Genomic DNA, 20,946 nt, shown 5'->3' on the forward strand with positions numbered 1-20,946 from the left:
CTTGTCAGATGACATTGAATTCACTGCCTCCTATGAACTCCCTGAGCAGAGAGTCATGAGGAACCAGCGTATCGGGAATAGGATTCACATGCTCAAGAAAGCGTAATAATCGTCGGGCGGTTTCATATGCCGCTCCCGCCGAGGGTTTCACCATCTTGAGCAAGGGTTGGGCGTATGTGGTCAAGACGCCCAATTCATAATCGAGTGCACTGTTGATCATCACATCTGCATTGTTCTGATAGGGGAAAATGTACCGATCTTCCCCCCGTTGGACAGAAGGCCACATATTCAAGGTTGTTTCGGCATTGGTTCCCCGGGTACGATTATCGCGGACCATACGGCGGATGATCCGGTTGTCCGTTGTACTGATTCTGTTGTGGTCATCCAGATTCAACTGGGTGAGGGCCGAGATATAAACTCTGAAAAGGAGGTCCTTGTCCAATGAAGCAGTCAGGTTGGGATTCATTCCATGGATTCCCTCGATGACCAGCAGGGTGCGTTTATCCAGGCGTACCGCTTGCTCTTCGTAGGTTCGGGTGGAACTCTTGAAATCATAGATGGGAAGATGGATCGATTCCCCGGCAAAGAGCTTGGACAGATCCTCCTGGAATTTGGCGACATCCAAGGCCTCGAGAGCTTCAAGATCGGGCTTGCCGAACTCATCCTTGGGGGCTTGCTCAGGAGTGAGATAGTAGTTGTCCAAGGAGATTTTGATTGTTTTCTTTCCCAGCACCTGTAGTTGGATGCCCAGTTTATAGGCGAAGGTGGTCTTTCCCGAAGAGGATGGGCCTGCGATCAGAATGGCCTTCACGCTGCTGTGCAGATTGATCTGATCGGCGATGCTTGCAATTTTCTTCTGTTGCAGCGCCTCGGCCAGCCGGATGAATGACTCGATCGTATTTTGATTACCCATCTGGTTGAGTTGCCCGAGACTCTGGATGTTCAGGATGCTTCCCCAGGCTTTGTATTCCTTGAATACGGAAAACAGCAACGGATTGTCCACAAAGGGATCGAGGGAGGTGATGTTGTGTGAACGTGGATACCGCAACAGCATCCCCCGTTCCTGATATGGTTTGAGTTCCCAGACCTTCATCAAACCGGTTCTTCCCAAGAGCGGTTCATAGGAGATGTCAAGGTATCCTTCCAAGCGATACAGATCGACCTTCGGGTCGTTGCGGGTGGCAAGCAGGGCTGCCGTCTGTGCAAAATGATTCTCCTCGAAATAGAGCAGAGCCTTTTTATAGGGCAGGGTGATTTCCTCTATCGGAAGATTCTGTTCCACCAGCTGTTGCATCGCAGATGCGATGGCGAGGATGTCGCTGTGGTTCAGCGTCAACTCATCGTCGAAGCTGAAATAGTATCCATCGCCGAGCGAATGCCCGATCACCAACCTTCGGTTTGGATACAGCATAGAGACGGCAGCACAAAGCAGATAGCACAGGGAGTGCCGATAGATGCGCTTACCCATATCCCCGAACAACCTGACCGGTTCCACGGTGCAGTCGGCCACCAAGGCACGGGAACAGGAATGCAGTTCATGATTTACCAAGGCAGCCACATAGGGGTTTGTCTCATAGGGTGTGTCGACACAGTCCTCTACCACATGGGCGGCAATCAAGACATCCTCCACAGAGGACCCGATCGGCAGGAGTAGTTCTTGTTCGGCAAGTGTCACCTGAATTTGTTTCATACCTCAACTATACTCATAGGAAAGGCTGGGAACAAGAGAAAAGCGTTTTGTCCGATTCTATGGTATACTAATGAACTAAACCCAAAGCTTGATATTTTATTGACAGCAGCGTGAGAGGTAGGTACCCTTTGCATATGAAACAGAAGCATACGTTGGCGTTCCCTTATCGGCAACGCTCGATATTGCATATAGATGTCGACACTGAGACGTTCGAGGTCCTCGCGTTGGAGGAGGCCGAGTCGAAGGCATATCTGGGCGGCAGGTTGCTTGCCCTTTTCCTTTGGAACCGGTTTGCACGATATGACCAGTTGGATGAGAAACATTATGAGAGCGGAAATCCCGTGGTATTTGCCCCGGGTGCCGCTTCCGATACCCCGATGCCCTGTTGTACGGTCTGCAGTATAGTGACCAAGAGCCCGGTAACCGGGCGTTTGAGTGTGACCTGTGCTTCCACCCCATTCGCCCAGGGCTTGCTGGGGTGTGGATACAGTGCCCTGGTCATCACGGGTCGAAGCCGAAGACTGACCAGTTTTTCGGTTGCCGAAGGAGCGGTGGTTTTCAGCAATGCCGAGGCGTTTCATGATCTCTCAACCACTGAGGTGATGCATAGAATGCAAGCTCCCCATCTGGTGGTGGCAGGACCGGCCGGCGAGCATCTGGTAAGCCATGCATCCATAGTCGTTGACAATCAGAATCTTACCCGTGGCGGGGTGGGGAAGGTCTTTGGGTTGAAGAATCTCAAGTATTTTACCCTATTCCCGCAGGCTACCGGCAGGGATTCCTATGATTCTGAACGTATGGGACTCTTGTCCCAGGCGTATCAGAAGGACATGCATACTGCAAAGTTGGGAAGAACGATAGCCCAAGAAGGGTCTATAGCTTTGCTCTCCTTGGCAAATAAGCATGGCTGGGCCGCCATTGATAATTATTCCATGCGGATGGACGGTCGGCTGTGGGGATTATGTCCGCGTACCGCCCCTGATGCAGAGCCTCCTGAGGATTCTGTATGCCCGCCTTGCATGCAACGCTCGACGCTTGACTTGGAAAGCGCCATGGCCCTTGGGTCAAATTTGGAGTTGTTTGACGGCCGGAGTGTACAGCAACTGGTGGTTCGGTGTCTGGAAAACGGTCTTGAGCCGGCAAGCGCCGGTTCCATTCTCTCCTGGGCCCGACACTGCCGGATGGACGGAAAATTGAGTTTCCTTCCCGATATGCAACGATCATCGGCAATGCTCTATCTTCGACTTCTCGATTCCATGGCATACCAGCGGGGTACCGGTGAACAGCTCTCCAAACCGTTTGTACAGTTGCTGGCAACCTATGGAGGGGAGGAGCATGCCTTTCATGTCGATGGTTTGGCACTTGCTCCCTATGATTATCGTGCTCTTCCTGTCCAGGCGTTGCTTACAAGCCTCGGCGATGACACGTTGGTGTATGCAGAACTGTTGTGGGGCAACCACTATCAGAGAGGCAACGAACGACGTCTGGCCGGCTGGGCATTGTATGTGCAGAAGGTAAGTTATGCAGCGCAGAGCTTGGGCTTGTGCACTTGGTTGCTGCTTCCTTCCTTTGCGCATCCTGTTCTGCACTTTCCCTGGTTCAAACGCAGGAAGCGGACCTTTGCAAGACTGGCTCTCTTAGCTTCCTTGAGTGAAGGGTACGAGTTGACGGCGCAAGACATGCAAGCATACGGGGCCAAGGCATTGGATTTGGAGCGGACGATCAATGGAAAGTTGACGGGAGTACAGGGGAGGTACGGTTCATTGCCTGATCAACTGCTGGTTGACGGCCGGAGCAATTATCGATCGTCGCAGGTTGTTCCCCTTGCCCGCTTACTTGATGCCTATTGGTCGCTCCTGCGGGTGAAATAATACGTACACCCTGCCACCGGATCTTCTTCCTGCAGTCGGTAGACCGATGCCTTCTGTGTTTCAAGCACTGCATATGTCGCTCCAAGGGTTGAACGCGGATAGGTTGGTGATCCGGGATTGATCAAAAGGATGCCTTCTTCGTTCAGGTAGATCCTTGGTACATGGGTGTGGGCGCTGATGAAGATGTCCCCAGGATGCATGTGCAATCCATAGGGGGAAGGATATCGGTCCCCGTGGGTCATGACCACCTCTCTCCCCTCCCATTGGAAACGTTGGATCAACGGGGGGAGGGTGATTCCCGCCTGATCGAAGGAATAGGACGTATCGCAATTGCCTTTCACCAGGATGCTTGGCGGGTCTTGGCTGAACAGTTCACGGAAGACTGGATCCTCGGTAGGGGTCAGATCCCCGGCAATCAGGATTGCTTGGGCATGTACCTGCCTTGCCCTCGATTGCAGCATGTGCAGGATGCGGTGATCGCCATGAATGTCGCCGGTAATGAGGAAGGATGAAGCCATCGGTATACAACTCCTGATTTTCATACATTCGGAGGAAAATGGTTCTTGTGATGTGCGCACAATGTTGCTATCATAATACGGGAATTATATAAAAATTAATACTAGGGGGTGGCCTATGTCTACCATCAGGGAACTGGCGTGCAGCGACGGGAAAAGCGTGTGGTACCGTGTCTGGATTCCTGAGGAACGCCAGATAGACGGGGTGCTGCTCATTCTCCATGGCATGGCAGAGCATAGCCTGCGATATACGCGATTCGCTGAGTTCCTGACCACAAAGGGCTTTGCCGTGTATGCCCCCGATCATCGCGGTCATGGGGAGACAGCCGTTCGGTCTGCAGAAACTCTTGGATGGTTCGCAGAACGCGAGGGCTGGCAACGAGTTGTTTCCGATGCTCATGAACTGACCAATGTCATTCTCAGCGAATTCCCGCGCAAGCCCCTGTTTTTGCTCGGCCACAGCATGGGTTCCTTTCTTGCCCGATCCTTGATGGTACAGCACTCCGATGTCTTCGACGGGATTATCATCATGGGCACCGGTGGATCCCAAGGCTTGCTTGGGAAAGTCGGCAAACTGCTTGCCCGCAGTCATGTAGCCAAGCATGGTTCAAAGTACCCGGATGAACTGCTCAACAAGATGAGTTTCGGGTCCTACAACAAGAAAATCACGAATCCGGAAACTCCTTTTGATTGGCTCAGCCACGATAAGGACGAGGTAAAGCAATACATCGAAGATCCTTTGTGCGGGTTTGTCTGTACCGCAAAATTCTTTGAGGATCTGTTGGATGGGGTGGAAATGGCCAATAATCGCCAGTTGGCGGAAAAACTCCCTGCTGATCTTTCGCTTCTGATCATCAGCGGTGCAGAGGATCCGGTAGGTGCGTATGGCAAAGCTGTCCAGAAGGTACATGACCTGTATCGAGGTTGCAGCATCTCCGACCTCACGCTTTCCTTGGTACCTGAGGCCCGGCATGAATTGCTGCAGGAGACCAGTAGGCTTGCCACGATGAAGTATCTCTATACGTGGATGAAGCAAAGGATCTGATGATGGCATTCTGGCCGGTTGTGCAAGGTAATCTCAAGCGATTGGGGCGGTTTCTCGCTACGGTTTTCCGACAGGCGATGAAGGATAATGTGATGAACTCCGCTTCCGGCATGGTGTATTCGACGTTGTTGGCGATCGTACCTGCCCTGACCTTCCTGTTTACGTTCTTCAAAGGGCTCGGGGTCCTGGAACCATTGACCAATTTCCTTTCCCAATGGTTGATGGATTTGGTAGGCACCCAAAGCGGAACGGAGTTAATGACGCTGCTCGACCATTATACCAGCAATGCAACCAGCTTGGGCGTGGTCGGCTTGATCTCGTTTTTGATCACGATGGTGCTTCTGATCAACAAGGTATGGACCATCATCAACCAGATTTACCGGTCTACCCGCAACCGAAACCCTCTGAAGCAATTTGCAGGTTTCATTACGTTTCTCATCGTAGCCAGTCTTCTGCTGGCCGCATATGTCAGTGTGCAATCATTGCTGGCTACCTGGTATCTGGACCTCATCGGGGTGACGATGTCCCGCTGGTCGGCTACCTTGAAGACCTTTGCACCGAGTCTGATCGTCATTCTCATTCTTTTTCTCTTGATTTACTTTGTTCCCAACACGAAGGTACGGTTCAACGCAGCATTGCTGGGGAGTCTGTTCGGCCTCTTGGTGATCACCGTCTTCAGCAAGTTCACTTCCTTGATCACGACCATGGCGACCAATTTCTCCGTCATCTACGGCAGTTTTGCTGCGATCTTCTTATTCTTGTTTTTCTGCTATGTATTCTGGACCACAGTATTTCTGAGTGTGGAACTGGCCTATGTGCACCAATTCCGCCCCGAGGCGGCAAGTTTCATCGGCCTTCCGCAGAGCCCGGCGCTCCAACTCTCGGAAGGGACGAACATCATGATGCTCATCGGAAGTAATTTCCGTTCAGGCAAGGGAGCAACCTCTTCCAAGGAGATGCTTGACCGCCTTGCCATCCCGCACAACCGGTTGCAAGGGTTCCTGGATTTGTTGACCGAGCTCGATTTCATCACCCCGACCAACAACAGCAAGACCAGTTTCATCCCTAAAAAACCTCTGGAGAATCTTCGTCTCCAGGATTTGGTGATGGGTTTGTACGGATTGGAGACGATGGATGAAGTCGAGCATGACACTGCTGGGGAAGCGGTCGCCCAGCAGGTACAGGAGCGGGGGGTGTCCTCCCTGGGGTCCTTGACGATAGAAAACCTGCTGCAGAGGATCTAACCGAGCGCTACATCAAGAATCATCATGATGGCAAAGCCGACCATCGTTCCGATGGTGGCGAAATGGGTGCCGCTGTGGTCGTTCTTTGATCCTTGGGCTTCTGGAATCAGTTCCTCCACCACCACGTAGATCATGGCTCCTGCGGCAAACGCCAGGGCATACGGCAAGATGGGTTGCATCCTGGTTACCAACCATGCGCCGAGAACCCCTGCGATCGGTTCAACGATGCCCGAGGCCTGTCCATACAGGAAACATTTGGTCCTGCTGAGGTTTTCCCTGCGCAGCGGAATGGAGACCGCAGCTCCTTCGGGCAGGTTCTGGATGCCGATGCCGATGGCAACGACGATTGCCGCCATCATGCTCTGGGTATCGGAAATCGCTGCCGAACCGATTGCGACGCCTACCGCCAATCCCTCGGGAATATTGTGCAGCGTAATGGCGAACACCAGCAAAATCGAGCGGCGCAGATGGGTGGGAATCCCTTCCGCTTCCCCAGGTTTCGAACCGATATGGGTATGCGGCAGCAAATGGTCGCTGAGCCAGAGAAAGGCTCCTCCAAGCAAGAACCCCACTGAGGCGACCACATAGGCAGGCAACGGACCTGACTTTGCCAACTCGATAGCTGGGTCGAGCAATGACCAAAAGGATGCAGCAATCATGATGCCGCTGGCAAACCCCAGCATGGTGTTCAGGACATGCGGCTTGATCGTCTTGAAGAAGAACACGAAGGCTGCTCCGATGGCAGTCATCGCCCAGGTACCCAAGGTGGCCAACAAGGCCAAGAGGATAGGATTATTGCTCATGTCGTTACAATACGTGGCCAAGTCGAGGCGGTCAAGATGAAAACTGCTTGCCTAGGAGCACTCACAAAGGCTATCGTGAAGATGGAGGCTCCCATGTTGTTAGATTCCACCACCCAACCCGTCGTCGATCCCTTGATCTGGCATTCGTTTCCTGATGAAACGGACGGCGTCCTGACCGATGAACGCTATCGGTGCGGCGACCTTGTCTGCACGTTGTTGAAAAACCCCGTCTGCAAAAGCGGCGAAGATCTGGTCAACATTCCCTATTCCATGGTGGCCCAGCGTGATGGAAAGACCATCCTTGCCGTTTCCCTGGAACAGGAAGACCTTCGTTCGCTCTCCTACAAACTGGGATGTTCCCTTCGGTCCTTGCAGGAGGATTACCAAACCAAGGGATATTACTCGGAATTGCGGGCATATCTTTACACCAATGAATACCGGGAGGATCTCGGTCTCTATGATGGGGGATTGGACCTGCAAAGTGTCAGAATCTTTTTGCTTGAAGCAGTCTGCGATACCTTCGATATTCTCGAAGAGCCGATTCAACTGAACGGATAACATCCCTTGTGCGGGATTACGTGACGTATTCCGCCTCTTGGATGTTCGGTATCCCCGCTTCGTCGAGGGATCAAATGGATATGGCAGTGGAATATCGACTGGCCTGCTGCTTCTCCGATGTTGATCCCGATATTGAAGGCCTCAATCGTGGGGTCGGATGCGACAAGCAGGTCTCGTACACTGTTCAGCAGCTGGCCGCAAGCCAGCTTCTCCTCGATGGTCAGCTCGAAATATGAGCTGACATGTCGTTTGGGGATGATCAAGCTGTGACCTTCGGTGACGGGAAATCCATCCTTGATTGCCACAGCCAGGGTATTCTCGAGAACGATTCGATCCTTTTCCATCGTGCAGAAGATGCAGCTTTCCATAGGCTAGAAGGTGAAGACAAAGTTCCCGCTCAGGGTGAGGGAGGAACCGGAATGGACCTGACTTTCGTTAAAGGGGAATATGATCACCTGGCTGTTGCGTTGCACTGCGGTGGGAAGCAACAGTCGGGTCTTGGTTTTTCCGACGACCAAGGTCGCCTCATTCGGCAATGCTGCGTCGCTCAGAACGGCTTTCACCATCACCCCATCCACTTCCAGGACGATCCTATCGCCCATGGCATATCCGGCTCCAAGGAAGTCCTCCATTCCCAGATTCAAGTCCACCAATGATCCCGCATACACAGTATCTACGGTGGTCGTAACAGCCTCAGTCCGATGAGCAACGGTTGCACACGAACTGAGCAACACGATAAGTATTCCTGCGATTCCCAACGATAATGGTTTCATTCATGACTCCTGATGCAAGACGAATGTACTCTTATGATACTCCAACAACCCCTCGGTGCGCATCCTGGACAACTCACTGGACATGGCACTTCGTTCTACACACAAGTAGTCGGCAAGCTGCTGTCGGTCGAAGGGAATGGTGAAGGTTCTGCTTCCGCGCTTTTTCGCTTCCTCACTCAGATAGGATAGCAGTTTTTCCCGAGTGCTTCGTTTGGTGATATGGTTGATCTTCTTCAGAAGTTCCATATTCTTGTGGGAGAGCAACTTTACCAGATTCTCGATCAGGCTCTGATGAAAGACGCAACCCTTCTGGCAAGTGGTGATGACTTGATGGATGTTGAGAAACAGGATGGTGGTCGGTTCGGTGGTAATCACGGCCACCTCACTTTTCACCTGGGTGCAGGCAATGGTCTCGGCAAAGCTGTCCCCAACCTCCAGGTTGGTCACCACCGTTCTGTTTCCCCAGAAATCGAAGCGGACGATATTTGCAGATCCCAAAAGTACAATCCCCAGTTCGTCGGTGTAGTCGCCTTCATCGATGATAGTGTAATCCTTGGGGAAGTCGGTCTTCCTGGATTTGAGGCAGGAGAGCAGGTGGGGAAGGTCCTGCGACTCTACCCGGTTGAACAATACTGATCGCTTCAGAATGTCATCTGTATCCATATACACCTATATCTGTTGGAAAAACAACATATCCTTCTTGGCCTTCATGCTAGCATAGACGATGTCGAATGACAATGGAGGAAGTGATGATCAGACAGATGATCCGTATCGATGAAGTGAAGTGCAATGGCTGCGGCCTATGCGTAGGGGCCTGCCAGGAAGGTGCCATCGGCCTAATCAATGGGAAAGCGGTGTTGCTGCGCGAGGATTACTGTGACGGTTTGGGCAATTGCCTGCCGGTCTGTCCTACTGGAGCCATTACCTTCGAGGAGCGGGAAGCTCCGGCATTCGACCATGCAGCAGTAGAGGCTTTCAGTTGTCCGGGCAGCCGGATCAAGGTGATGAAGCAAGCAGAACCCAAACCACAGGTTGAGGATCGGCCAACCAATACAACGAGTGAGCTCCGGCAATGGCCGGTACAGATCAAGCTCGCTGCACCGAACGCCGGATTCTTCAATGACTGTGATCTGTTGATTGCTGCGGACTGCACCGCGTACGCATTCGCCGATTTCCATCATACCTTTATCAGGAATCGTGTTGCCCTCATCGGGTGCCCCAAGCTGGATGCCGGTGATTATGCCGAGAAATTCACCGAGATTTTCTCGAACCATGACATTCGGAGCATTACGGTGGTCAAGATGGAAGTCCCCTGCTGCGGCGGACTCGACTATGCCGTCAAGCGTGCCATCGAAGCCAGTGGAAAGATCATCCCCTTGGCGGTAGTGACGCTTTCCACCGAAGGGGAGATACTTCGCTAATAGATCCAGGAGGCTGCAAACAACAGATTTGCAGCTGAGGAAGGAGACCCATCCCAATTGAAAAGATCAGTGGTATCGCCAAAACCGGAACTCAGGTAGGCCGAGAGTGAGAATCCTTCGAACACCGACCAACTGACTCCCCCGGTGACGTTCAGCGATCCATCCAAGGGAGAAATGATCGACTGGAAACGATAGGTAAGGCTGTTTGATGGGCTGTAGGTGACCTCAGGGTAGAGAAGCAGTGCGCAATTACTGTCGTTCTGGCTTTCCCATGACCAATTTCCAAATGGGCGGGACAGGAATTCCAGTCTAAGCCCGAGATTTTTGTCCCCGCTGAGTGTCATCAGATGATACAGCCCCCCGCTGATCATCCATGTCTCTTTTTCGATCGACCCTTGTTCGTTGAATCCGACAGAGGAAGAAAGATACCAGTCGGGGCCGATGTTTCCCTGGAGACTCACATACGGGGTATGGAGACGAGTGGGATCAGCCTTGGAAAGGAATCCTCCTTCCACCTTGGTCTGTCCGACTGTGGTGTAGAGGCGAAACCCGAAGCCAAGATCCTTTGCAGACATTGTTTTTGCCGGGAGTACAAGTGCCTCGGCAAAGCTGAAGAGACCCAGAGGATAGTTGATTGCTGCCAGATAACTGGTTTCGCTCCTGAGCTCGGCTTGGGTAAGGCTGACCGAAGTGGATGAACTGCCATAGATGACATCACCCGCATTGAACAGAATGCCGTCACCCCAACTCAGCCGTGTTTTTCCTGCAGTCAGGCGGAACGCGGGGAGCTTTGCCTTGAAATAGGCCTTTTGGAGCACATCGTCGATCGTGGAAGAGGAGGAAAGGGATGCGGTGCTCAGCACCACCTCCCCCCGGACATTTCCCTTGTTTTCTGATTTGAAGGACAAGTTGAGGTTCGGAAGCATGCCTACCGAGATTTTCTCGGTTGCCGGAGCATACCCAAGAGAGGCCAGCAGCTGCAGGTCGACCACCGGATTCGGTGCTGCCCCCAACGTCGCGAGTGAGAGAAAGACCAAGAGCAGGGAAACCATGATTTTTTTCGTTACCATGTCAGATTCTCCAGACTGAAGAGCTTGGCATCGAGGATTGGGTTGACCTGCAGTTCATCAAATTTCATCAATGTGGAGCTGTCCCGTTTCATTTTATCCTCAATCTTGGTCTCCTTGGGCAGGGTACGGTCGGCGACCACAAAGGTGGAAAGCACTTGCAATTCCTTCAGCAACCTTCCTTGGGCGGTTGAATACTGGGCCTTCCAGACTACGTACGTTTCTGTATCCACCCAGATTTTCTGGATCGGATAGGCTACCTGTCTACTTTTGGCCGTGAGCGTGAGTACATGGCAGTCATGGGTATTGTATGTCTCAGTACCGTCCAGCGTGACTGTATAGGAATCGAGGGTATTCTTCTCCTCGGTCATATCCTCATAGGAAAGGTCGGAGCCGAGTACTGACTGACGGAGTGCAGCCCCCTGAAGTCTGATCAACTCTTCTGCATCGGGATAGTAGAGATACAGACTGCCTTTGGTCCGGAGTATCTTCTGCCCCCTTTCTGCGATGCTGGTGAATTCGATCAAGGAATCGGAAGTGCCTCTCGACCATGCCTTGAAGGTGCTTTCCTTGGTCCCGAATCGGTCGGTGGTGAAGATGGATCCGGTGGCATAGGATGTGTCGAAGGTATTTGCTTCATCCATCTTGTTGATGATCTGTTCGGCGCTGATTGCAAAAAGGGATGCCGGCAGCAACAAACTCGTCACCAACACCAGCAGAAGGGAAATACGAAGCTTAGACATAACGCAATGCCTCCACAATTTGAATTTTCGAAGCTCTCCGAGATGGGATGAAGGTTGAAAGGGAAGCGATGATGATTGCATAGACCCAGACGAAGAAGGCGGTGAACCAACTTACCTGCGGATAGAGGATGGAGGAAACCTCCATGTCGATGCCGCTCATTGCCTCGGAGAAATTCAAGCCCATCCTGCTCATGACAAACACAATGATCACCCCTACGATGGTTCCCAACGTTGAGCCGGCGATGCTGATGAATGATCCTTCAAGGAGGAAGAGCTTGGTCAGCTCTTTGCCTTGCATACCCAAAGCCCCCATAGTGCCTATTTCACGCATCCGCTCATAGATGACCATCATCGTGGTGTTGATGATGACTGTACTGCCCAGGATGAAGAAGATGAAACCGATGACGTAATAGATGGCCTTGGCGAGAACAATCAGCGAATACATGGTATTCAGTTCATTCCAAGCCTTCGTCTCGGTTTCCAGCGACAAGGTATCCTCCAAAGCGGTCTTGACAGCCTTCGCCACTTCCTTCTCCTTGAAACCATCCTGGGTGAGCAGGAGAATTTCCTGGACTTGTCCTTCCATCCGCAGTAAATACTGTGCACGGTCGAGGGGAACATACAGGGTCTTTGCATTCAATGCCCCAACCGGGAACGATGCAATGCCGACGATTTGGAAGGTCATGGCATTCGAACCACGCAAGGCAGTGGACGTGAGCATGGTCACCTTGTCTCCCAGGCCCAACCCCAACTCGTTTGCCAACACCGAGCCGATGAGCATCTCATTTGCTCCGGCTTTGGGAAGTCGACCTTTGCTGACCAGTTTGTCGAAGTCTATGAAAGCCGTTTCGGTGGAAAAATCCACCCCTACGGCCAAGGCCCCATTGTTCTGCTCATGGAGGTAGAGGTTTACCGGGAAGTTGATGCGTTGTGTAACCGCCTTCACCCCGTCCACACTTGAAACAACCGGGAGGATTTGCTGAGCGTCAAGGCTCAGATGGAGCGGATTGTAGCGTTCGTATTTTGCGAACTGTGCATTGCGGATTCTGACCTGTCCTGTATAGAACGAGATGAGGTTGTGGGCCATATCCGACTGCATGCTGTCAACCAAGGCAAGCAGCAATACGATGCTCATGGCCGAGACGGCGATGGCTACAGCGGATAGGATGGAACGACGAAGGTTCCTGAATATATTGCGGAAAGCCACGACGGGCAGTTTGATCGTCATTACCTGCTCCTCCTATTGATGATGCAGACAGGTTGGAATGTCCAACTTCAATGCGCGCTTGATTGGGAGATATGCCACCAGCATGGACAGGATGATGCCGCTGAAAAAGGCCGTTACGGTTGCTTTCACGCTCCAGGCTCCCTTGAAGACACTTGAGATTCTATATCCCATATCCATGTCTCGGAGCATGAAACCCAAATCGATGCCTACATTGACCATGAACAAGTTGAGTAGGGACCCTAGGGCGATCCCGACCAACGAACCGAGCAGTCCGATGCCTCCCGCTTCAAAGAGGAAGGAAAGCAGAATGTGCCGATCTCTCATCCCCAAAGCGCGCATCATGCCCAGCTCCCGCATACGTTCATACATGGCCATCAGCATGGTATTGGAAACCCCTACCGCTGCGATGATGAAGACCAGGAAGAGAATCATGCCCGTCCCCCCACGTTTTGCACCGGCGATGGCAAGGTAATCTCGGGCAAGATCCTTCCAAGTATAGACCGTCAGGTCCCAATGATTGGCATCCAGCTGCTGTTGCAGGGTTTTTGCCGCCGTATCGACATCGGCTTGTTCGTCAAGCAGGATATCGATCGAAGTGACCGAACCATCCATGCCCAGATATTGGTTTGCCGCTTGCTTGTCCATCATCAGCAACGTACGGTTCACATTGGGATTGGGACAGTTGAGGATCCCTACGATCTGCATGTCGACAGCCTCGTAGAAACCTCCTTTTCCCCGGGTTACCAAGGTGACCCAATACCCTACCTTCGCTTTGATGTCCTCGGCGAACCAGCTGCCGATCAACAGGCCGTCCATCTCACCGGATTTGAGCAAACGTCCATCGACAAGCGTATCGCCATATCGATACACGGAAAAATCGTTGGCGGGGTCGATGGCCGTCACCTGGACGCTCATGTTTCCGTCCTCACCGAAGTCATCCTGGTAGAGGATCATGTCGGCATTGAAGGTGGTGCGCTCGGTTGCCTGCATTCCCTGTTGCTGCAGAAGCTGCAGGACTTGCCCGGGATTATCGATCGACGAATCCAGAGGGAGGAAGTGTCGGTCCTGCCAGTAATCCTTCTGGTAGATCCTGAGGGATGCGGTCTCATACCAGCGCAAGTTGCGCATAGATTCCCGATCAGCTCCAACCAGAATGGAATCGATGAGTATGTACATCATGAGCCCTGTTGCAATGGCAACGGCCGTGATGGCTGTCCTGCGTTTGTAGCGGGAGAGGTTCTTCACTGCCAATTGCAGGATGAATTTCATTGCTGTCTCCTTTCGTCACTGACAATCATCCCGTCATGCAGGCCGACGAGACGTGAAGCGTATTCCATGACCATCTTGTCGTGTGTGGAGAAGATGAAGGTGGTGCCGTACTTCTCATTCATTCGCTTCATCAACTTCAGAATTTCTTCGCCGGTTTTTGAATCCAGGTTGGCCGTCGGCTCGTCTGCGAGGATGATCTGCGGTTGTTTGATCAAAGCCCGGGCGATGGCGATGCGTTGCTGCTGCCCTCCGCTGAGCCGGTTGGGCCTACGGTTTTCCATACCTTCAAGGCCTACTTCCTTCAACACGGCATAGGTTCGGTCCTTGATCTCCTGCGCGGGGACATCAAGCAGAGAGAGCACGAAGGACACATTTTCGTACGCGGAGAGCACGGGTATCAAATTGTAGGTCTGGAAGATGAATCCCAGATTGTTGCGTCGGAAATCGGTCTTCTGGACCTTGTTCATATCGCTGATCGGAACGTTGTTGATGAAGATCTCCCCCTCGTCAATGGCATCGATGCACCCGATGAGATTCAGCAGCGTTGTTTTGCCCGAACCGGAAGGTCCTGCAATGGAAAGAAACTCCCCATCGTTCACATCCAAAGATACCTGTTTCAAGGCTCTGACGACGGTCTCTCCCGTTTTGTAGTTGCGTGATATCTTTTCTACTCTGATCATTCCTGTTCTTCCTTTTCCTCCGCCAGGTTGCGTTGGTGTTTGAGTTCTTCGATCTGTTGGAGCGCTGCGGTTCCCATGACTGAGCCGAAATCCATTTTCTCCAGGATGGATGCAGGCATGAGCATCATGGAATTGTTCTGCCTGATTCCTTCGTACACCATATTCATCGAGCGAAGCTGGAGTGCGATCGGATCACTTGCATACTGGGAGGAAGCCTCCCTGAATTTCTTGGCGATTTCCACTTCGGCTGCCCCGAGAATGATGCGCGATTCCTTCTCCCGTTCCGCCTGTGCCTGTTTGGAAAGGGAATCTTCCAATTCCTTGGGAATGATGATATCGGTTATTTCCACCGACAGGATGGTCACTCCCCACGGATTTGTTTTTGCATCAAGGGCCTGCTGGATTTCCCTGCCCAAATCCTCTCGTTCGCTGAGCAGGCTGGTCAAAGGATGCTTCCCAATCGAATCCCGAAGGGCGGTCTGAGCGGAGAGTATGACGGCTTCCGTATAATCCTCCACCTCTAGGATTGCTTTCTTGGCATCCCAGATCATCCAGAATGCAAGCGCATCGACATGCACCGGCACCGTGTCCTTGGTCAGGGTTTTTTCCGCACTGAAATCAGTGGCCCGGATACGCATGTCGATGAATTCGGCGATACGGTCGACCAACGGGATGAGGAAACAAAGTCCGGGACCTCTGACCGTATGGAACTTGCCCAGCCTGAGGACAATGACCTTGTCCCAGTGATAGACCAATTGGAAAGAGGAGGAGAGAAGCAATCCCACTGTGGAAAGCGCAGCCATCGGGTAGAGGTAATAGGAAAGACCTCCGACAATACCGACCCACAACAACAGGATGAGCCCCATTACGGTCGCCCAGAGCGGGAACAGGGCGATGATCACGGCGGCGACCAAGCTTGCCGTGCTGACCGTAGCCAATGCGGTGGCGGGCATTACAGGATAGATCGCAAGTTCCACGATCCATCCTGCCGCCAGAAAGAGTGCGAGGCAGAAGAACGACAACGCACCGTAGCTGAAGTCACGGGCGAGCACAAACCCCTTCATGTTTTTGATCCGTTCGATTTTTCTGTGGTACAGGTTCATGATGATTCCCCTTTTGCGGCCAGATCGCTGATGGCTTGTTGGATTTCCTCCACATTGAAACCATAGGATGAGGCCTTGGTTAGATATTCCTTGGTGATCTGTGCGAGGATTCGTTCGCGTTCAATGCTGTCGATGGTGATGTGTTTGTCGCTGATGAAGGTTCCCGAGCCTTGTTGGGTTACGACGATGTTTCTGATTTCCATCTCTGCATATGCTCTGGCAACCGTATTGGGATTGATGCTTAGGTCCACGGCTAGACTGCGGACGGTCGGCAGTTGTGCGCCTTCCTCCAATCTTCCGTCGGCGATGGCCATCTCCACCTGCAGAATGATCTGCTTGTAGAAGGGAACCCCGCTTTTCACATCCAAACTGAATTCCAATTTCGGCTCCGTTTTCGGTTTTGCCACGGTTCTCCTCACTTCCTTGTATTATTGTACTGGTGTATTAGTACAATGTCAACAAATCCTTTTGTCTGTTTATGACGAAACAGGGCTGCTCAGGAAAAGCAGCCCTGTCACAGATAAAACAACAATCGGTCAGGAATGTTTGATGAAGGTTCCGTCGTTCAATTCTTTTTGGGCGAGCAGCAACTCTTCGCGCGTATTCATGACAATGGGTCCGGCCCAGGCGATGGGTTCACCCAATCCTTTGGCGGCGTGAAGGAAAAAGCGGGCTCCTTCATCCAAGCTCCTCAGTTGCAGGGTATCTCCTTCGCCGAAGAGGATCGCCCGATGATATGGGACCTGTTGGCCGTCGGTCTCTACTGAGCCTCTGACCAGATAGATGAACAGCGTGTCCTGCGCATCCAGTTCAAGGCTCCAGGTGACATTGGGTTCCAAGCTGACGTCAAGATAGAGGGTCTTGACGTATGCACCTTGAACAGGACCGCTGACCTGCTGGTATGTCCCGCTGATGATGCGGACTTGGGAACCCGGGTTTTCAATCATCGGAATCTCTGCAGCCCGGATATCCCGATAGGCAGGTTCGGTCATCTTGTCTTTTTGGGGAAGGTTGAGCCACAGCTGGGTTCCCAGCATCCGTGGGCTTTCCTGGGGCATTTCCTGATGGATGATTCCGCTGCCTGCGGTCATCCATTGGCAGCAGCCGTCATTGATCGTCCCCCTGTTGCCCAGGCTGTCCCCGTGTTCTATCATTCCTTCGATCAGATAGGTGACCGTCTCAATGCCCCGATGGGGATGCCAGGGAAATCCTTTGACATAGTCTTCGCTCTCGGTTGCATCGAATGCATCAAGCATCAGAAATGGATCGAAGTCCTTGACATCCTGACGTCCGATGACCCGCACCAACTTGACTCCGGCTCCGTCATATTGTACCAAGCCCCCGGTGATCCGTTTGATCGGTTTCTTCTGCATGGTTCCTCCATGGACAAGAGAACACCCGCTTCATGAGGAAGCGGGTGATACAGTTTCTGTTACAGCACCAAGGTCGGGGGTGCGTACGTCCTTGCCATCAGTTCCTGGTTCAGCATGAACAGCCCACGGCTGTCCTGACCGAACACATCGAACTTCTGGATATTTTCCTGGGCATTGGTTTCCTCTTCTCCCTGTTCCTTGATGAACCAGTCGAGAAATTGCTGGGTACGGAAATCCTTGAGCCTGACGGCTTCCTCATAGATGGTATTGATCGAGGCGGTCACGAATTCTTCGTGTCTGAGGGCTTCAACCAGCGGTTCCTTATAATTCTGATATGTCTGGGAGGGATCTGCAATGGACCCGAAGGTGACCTTTGCTGCATTGTTCACAAGATACTGGCGCATCAGAAGCGCATGGTCGCGCTCTTCCTGTGCCTGGACCTTGAACCAGTTTTCATACCCCAATAGTCCATTCTGCGCATAATACGTGGCCATATCCAGGTAGAGATACGCGGAAAAAAATTCCTTGTTTATTTGCTCATTGATCAAATCAGCTATTTTCTGTGCAAGCATTTGGTTTTCTCCTTTCTTGGCAATGTTGCTACACTCAGTATACTAATAAGAATCGTTCTCAGCAATGGGAAATGTTCAGCAGTCCGTACAACTTTGATATTTCTGGAAAAAACTTGACGGCACATATAGCCGATGGTAGAGTAAGTAAAAACGATTGGTTAGGCTGTTTGGCTTTTGATAATGCGTTAACGTTAACGCATGAAAATATGAAGGAGGCTATCTATGAAAAAGATGCTCGTGGTAGGAATGGTACTGCTCATCGCTATGAACATGGCTTTCGCAGCAGGAAGTGCGGAAACTACGTCCAGCAAAGGGATGATCGGGGTTGTCATGCCCACCAGATCGGAGGAGCGCTGGAACAAGGATGGAGCGGCGGTCAAGACCGGTTTGGAGAAGCTCGGCTACAAGGTCGACCTGCAGTTCTCTGACGACGATATTCCCACCCAGGTTCGCCAGATTGAGGACCTGATCACCAAGGATGCGAAAGTGCTCGTCATCGCTTCGATCGATGGATCGGCGCTCAGTGATGTTCTGGCCAAGGCTGCTGAAGCGAAAATCCCCGTCATCGCCTACGACCGCTTGATCATGAAGTCGCCGAATGTCGATTATTATCTGTCGTTCGACAACTATGCCGTCGGCCAGCAGATGGGCGACATCCTCATCAAGGGGATGAACTTGGATAATCCCAAGAAAAAGCTGCTGTTGATCGAACTGTTCGGTGGATCCCCGGACGACAACAATGCTTACAAGTTCTATGATGGTGCCATGGATAGGCTCAAGCCCTATTTTGCAAACGGCACCCTCAAGATCGGTTCAGGCCAGCAGGGCATGGATACGGTGGGAACCTTGCGTTGGAGCAATGAACTTGCCATGTCCAGGATGGAGAACCTCCTTTCCGCTCATTACACCAACCAGACACTCGATGGAATTCTTTCCCCCTATGATCCGATCAGTCTCTCCACGCTTGAAGCGTGCAAAGCCGTCGGTTATGGTACAGCAGGAAAGCCGTTGCCGGTGGTCGGTGGTCAGGACTGTATCGTCGCTTCCTGCAAATCGATTCTTGCCGGTGAACAGTATGCAACCGTCCTGAAGGATACCCGTGTACTCGGACAGGCTACCGTTGAACTCGTTGACACCATCATGCGTGGAGAGACCCCCAAGGGGTTGGATACCACCAGCTACAACAACGATTCCATCAAGAACGGCAAGCCGTACATCGTTCCCTCCGTACTGCTGAAGTCCGTCATCGTCACCAAGGACAACCTGAAAGCTGAAGTAGTCGATACCGGCTATCATACTGCCGCCGAAGTTGGACTGTAATTGCATTTGTCCGGCTTCCTGGTGAAGCCGGAATTGTATCGCATGATCGCGAACCCGGTGCCATCTGCCTGCGGCTGAAATGGAATCGGGTTCCGGTCTGTATAATGAGGGACATATATGCCAAACAAATCCATTCTGCTGTCGATGAAGCATATTACCAAGACATTTCCAGGCGTGAAAGCACTTGATGACGTCAGCTTGGATGTCAGCACTCGTGAGATTCATGCCTTGGTCGGGGAGAACGGCGCCGGAAAATCAACGTTGATGAAGGTTCTTTCCGGTGTATATCCATATGGAACCTATGATGGGGAAATCTCATTCGAAGGCAAACGATGTGCGTTCTCCAATATCAAGCAAAGTGAACAAGCGGGAATTGTCATCATCCATCAGGAATTGGCGTTGAGTCCCTATCTCTCCATAGCGGAGAATATGTTCATCGGTGACGAACGGGCGAAATTCAATATCATCAACTGGGACAAGACCCGTGAAGATGCATTGAAATACATGGAGCGTGTAGGCCTGCATGAGAACCCCAATATCCCAGTGAACAAACTGGGTGTGGGCAAGCAGCAAATGGTCGAGATTGCTAAAGCCCTGGCCAAGCATGCCAAATTATTGATTCTCGACGAACCCACTTCTGCCCTCAATGAAAAAGACAGCAGACATTTGCTTGAGATCCTCAAGGAACTCCGTGACAAGAGCAATATTTCCTCCGTGTTGATCTCCCACAAGCTCAATGAAGTCGCTGCCGTCGCTGATTCCATTACGATCCTGAGAGATGGGAAAACCATCGAGACTTTGGATGTTGAGCGAATGAACGGCGAGGCTGTGTCAATCGGAGAAGAGCGCATCATCAAGGGGATGGTTGGTCGGGAGATAACCGAGATGTTTCCCAAGCGCAGCAATCCCATCGGCACTGTTCTTTTTGAGATCAAGGACTGGACGGTCCATAATCCTGATAATCCGGAACGAAAGAAACTTGATGGGGTGAGCATCACCGTCCGAGCCGGAGAAGTCGTCGGCTTGGCTGGTTTGGTCGGAGCCGGTCGTACGGAATTGGCTATGAGCGTGTTCGGCAAGGCATATGGTGAGAACATCACCGGCCAAACGCTGATCGAAGGTACTCCGGTCGATATCAGCACCATTCCCAAAGCCATCGCACACGGTGTCGCCTATGTCCCTGAGGACCGAAAGGAACTGGGACTGGTGATGATTCAGAGCGTCAAGGAAAATACAACGATCGCCAAACTGAAGAAAATTGCCAAGATGTCGGTGGTAAATGATCATGAAGAGAACATTGTGGCCGAGGACTTCTGCAAGCGGCTCAATACGAAAACACCGACGATTCTCCAGATGACGGGGAATCTTTCGGGTGGCAACCAACAGAAGGTCGTATTGTCGAAATGGTTGTTCACCGATCCGAGGATCCTGATCCTCGACGAACCCACCCGAGGCATCGATGTAGGGGCGAAGCATGAAATCTATACGATCATCAATTCGCTTGCTGCACAGGGCATGGCATGTCTGCTGATTTCCAGCGAAATGCCGGAGATCATTGGAATGAGCGATCGGATCTATGTAATGAGCGAGGGCAAAATTACCGCAGAACTTTCGGGAAAGACAGCAACCCAAGAGGAAATCATGCGGAATATCCTGAACAATTGAGGAAAC

General features: G+C 52.0%; 22 protein-coding genes. 7 read left to right on the forward strand and 15 right to left on the reverse strand.

Annotation, left to right across the window (positions count from 1 at the left end):
• Positions 1–4: 4 nt before the first annotated feature.
• Positions 5–1,690, reverse strand: coding sequence for a nucleoside kinase (locus AB7C91_RS02990; protein ID WP_332447673.1), 1,686 nt, complete (start codon positions 1,688–1,690; stop codon positions 5–7).
• Between the two features lie 134 nt (positions 1,691–1,824).
• Here AB7C91_RS02990 and AB7C91_RS02995 point away from each other — a divergent pair, with 134 nt between their 5' ends.
• Positions 1,825–3,561, forward strand: coding sequence for an aldehyde ferredoxin oxidoreductase N-terminal domain-containing protein (locus AB7C91_RS02995; protein ID WP_428589126.1), 1,737 nt, complete (start codon positions 1,825–1,827; stop codon positions 3,559–3,561).
• Here the strand turns inward: AB7C91_RS02995 and AB7C91_RS03000 are convergent.
• Complete coding sequence (locus AB7C91_RS03000; RefSeq protein WP_332447675.1) at positions 3,534–4,079, reverse strand: YfcE family phosphodiesterase; 546 nt, start codon at positions 4,077–4,079, stop codon at positions 3,534–3,536. The genes AB7C91_RS02995 and AB7C91_RS03000 overlap by 28 nt on opposite strands.
• Positions 4,080–4,194: 115 nt before the next feature.
• On the opposite strand from AB7C91_RS03000, the gene AB7C91_RS03005 reads away from it, so the two are divergent.
• Together AB7C91_RS03005 and AB7C91_RS03010 are read left to right on the forward strand one after the other, a co-directional pair.
• Positions 4,195–5,121: a lysophospholipase gene (locus AB7C91_RS03005; protein ID WP_332447676.1), complete on the forward strand. Its 927-nt coding sequence runs from the start codon at positions 4,195–4,197 to the stop codon at positions 5,119–5,121.
• Positions 5,100–6,365 (forward strand): YihY/virulence factor BrkB family protein, encoded by a 1,266-nt coding sequence (locus AB7C91_RS03010; protein WP_332447677.1) that lies wholly within the window; start codon positions 5,100–5,102, stop codon positions 6,363–6,365. Before AB7C91_RS03005 ends, AB7C91_RS03010 begins: the two co-directional genes overlap by 22 nt.
• Here AB7C91_RS03010 and AB7C91_RS03015 read toward each other — a convergent pair.
• On the reverse strand, positions 6,362–7,168 hold the full coding sequence (locus tag AB7C91_RS03015; RefSeq protein ID WP_332447678.1) for a ZIP family metal transporter: 807 nt from the start codon (positions 7,166–7,168) through the stop codon (positions 6,362–6,364). The two genes, AB7C91_RS03010 and AB7C91_RS03015, sit on opposite strands and share 4 nt — an antisense overlap.
• Positions 7,169–7,261: 93 nt before the next feature.
• On the opposite strand from AB7C91_RS03015, the gene AB7C91_RS03020 reads away from it, so the two are divergent.
• Entirely contained in the window at positions 7,262–7,726 is a 465-nt protein-coding gene (locus AB7C91_RS03020; RefSeq protein WP_332447679.1) for a hypothetical protein, read from the forward strand.
• Here AB7C91_RS03020 and AB7C91_RS03025 read toward each other — a convergent pair.
• From AB7C91_RS03025 to AB7C91_RS03035, 3 genes are read right to left on the reverse strand one after another with little or no spacing between them, the layout of a single operon-like run.
• Positions 7,711–8,094: an HIT family protein gene (locus tag AB7C91_RS03025; protein WP_428589133.1), complete on the reverse strand. Its 384-nt coding sequence runs from the start codon at positions 8,092–8,094 to the stop codon at positions 7,711–7,713. The two genes, AB7C91_RS03020 and AB7C91_RS03025, sit on opposite strands and share 16 nt — an antisense overlap.
• A gap of 3 nt (positions 8,095–8,097) precedes the next feature.
• Positions 8,098–8,499, reverse strand: a complete 402-nt coding sequence (locus tag AB7C91_RS03030) for a hypothetical protein (protein WP_332447681.1) — start codon at positions 8,497–8,499, stop codon at positions 8,098–8,100.
• Complete coding sequence (locus AB7C91_RS03035) at positions 8,500–9,162, reverse strand: Crp/Fnr family transcriptional regulator (RefSeq protein ID WP_332447682.1); 663 nt, start codon at positions 9,160–9,162, stop codon at positions 8,500–8,502.
• Positions 9,163–9,248: 86 nt separating this feature from the next.
• Here AB7C91_RS03035 and AB7C91_RS03040 point away from each other — a divergent pair, with 86 nt between their 5' ends.
• Positions 9,249–9,920, forward strand: a complete 672-nt coding sequence (locus AB7C91_RS03040) for an ATP-binding protein (RefSeq protein WP_428589136.1) — start codon at positions 9,249–9,251, stop codon at positions 9,918–9,920.
• Here AB7C91_RS03040 and AB7C91_RS03045 read toward each other — a convergent pair.
• From AB7C91_RS03045 to AB7C91_RS03085, 9 genes are all read right to left on the reverse strand, one after another.
• The gene (locus AB7C91_RS03045) at positions 9,917–10,990 is read right to left on the reverse strand and encodes a hypothetical protein (protein ID WP_428589139.1); all 1,074 of its coding nucleotides are present in this window, start codon (positions 10,988–10,990) and stop codon (positions 9,917–9,919) included. The two genes, AB7C91_RS03040 and AB7C91_RS03045, sit on opposite strands and share 4 nt — an antisense overlap.
• Positions 10,984–11,730 carry an outer membrane lipoprotein-sorting protein gene (locus tag AB7C91_RS03050; protein ID WP_332447685.1) on the reverse strand — a complete coding sequence of 249 codons (747 nt, stop codon included), beginning with the start codon at positions 11,728–11,730 and terminating at the stop codon, positions 10,984–10,986. The genes AB7C91_RS03045 and AB7C91_RS03050 overlap by 7 nt, the downstream gene beginning before the upstream one ends.
• The gene (locus tag AB7C91_RS03055) at positions 11,723–12,958 is read right to left on the reverse strand and encodes an ABC transporter permease (protein WP_332447686.1); all 1,236 of its coding nucleotides are present in this window, start codon (positions 12,956–12,958) and stop codon (positions 11,723–11,725) included. The genes AB7C91_RS03050 and AB7C91_RS03055 overlap by 8 nt, the downstream gene beginning before the upstream one ends.
• Positions 12,959–12,970: 12 nt before the next feature.
• Entirely contained in the window at positions 12,971–14,227 is a 1,257-nt protein-coding gene (locus AB7C91_RS03060; RefSeq protein WP_428589143.1) for an ABC transporter permease, read from the reverse strand.
• The gene (locus tag AB7C91_RS03065) at positions 14,224–14,907 is read right to left on the reverse strand and encodes an ABC transporter ATP-binding protein (RefSeq protein ID WP_428589146.1); all 684 of its coding nucleotides are present in this window, start codon (positions 14,905–14,907) and stop codon (positions 14,224–14,226) included. Before AB7C91_RS03065 ends, AB7C91_RS03060 begins: the two co-directional genes overlap by 4 nt.
• A complete protein-coding gene (locus AB7C91_RS03070) occupies positions 14,904–16,010 on the reverse strand; it encodes a slipin family protein (protein ID WP_332447689.1) in 1,107 nt (368 codons plus the stop codon). The genes AB7C91_RS03065 and AB7C91_RS03070 overlap by 4 nt, the downstream gene beginning before the upstream one ends.
• Positions 16,007–16,417 carry a GntR family transcriptional regulator gene (locus AB7C91_RS03075; protein WP_332447690.1) on the reverse strand — a complete coding sequence of 137 codons (411 nt, stop codon included), beginning with the start codon at positions 16,415–16,417 and terminating at the stop codon, positions 16,007–16,009. The genes AB7C91_RS03070 and AB7C91_RS03075 overlap by 4 nt, the downstream gene beginning before the upstream one ends.
• Positions 16,418–16,546: 129 nt before the next feature.
• Positions 16,547–17,383 (reverse strand): pirin family protein, encoded by an 837-nt coding sequence (locus tag AB7C91_RS03080; RefSeq protein WP_332447691.1) that lies wholly within the window; start codon positions 17,381–17,383, stop codon positions 16,547–16,549.
• A gap of 59 nt (positions 17,384–17,442) precedes the next feature.
• Positions 17,443–17,955, reverse strand: coding sequence for a ferritin (locus tag AB7C91_RS03085; protein WP_332447692.1), 513 nt, complete (start codon positions 17,953–17,955; stop codon positions 17,443–17,445).
• A gap of 222 nt (positions 17,956–18,177) precedes the next feature.
• Here AB7C91_RS03085 and AB7C91_RS03090 point away from each other — a divergent pair, with 222 nt between their 5' ends.
• Both AB7C91_RS03090 and AB7C91_RS03095 read left to right on the forward strand, forming a co-directional pair.
• Positions 18,178–19,275 (forward strand): substrate-binding domain-containing protein, encoded by a 1,098-nt coding sequence (locus tag AB7C91_RS03090; protein ID WP_428589151.1) that lies wholly within the window; start codon positions 18,178–18,180, stop codon positions 19,273–19,275.
• Positions 19,276–19,392: 117 nt separating this feature from the next.
• Positions 19,393–20,940, forward strand: a complete 1,548-nt coding sequence (locus AB7C91_RS03095) for an ATP-binding cassette domain-containing protein (protein ID WP_332447694.1) — start codon at positions 19,393–19,395, stop codon at positions 20,938–20,940.
• The last annotated feature ends 6 nt before the right edge of the window (positions 20,941–20,946 follow it).

Source organism: Sphaerochaeta sp. (assembly GCF_050256055.1).
Classification (GTDB): domain Bacteria; phylum Spirochaetota; class Spirochaetia; order Sphaerochaetales; family Sphaerochaetaceae; genus Sphaerochaeta.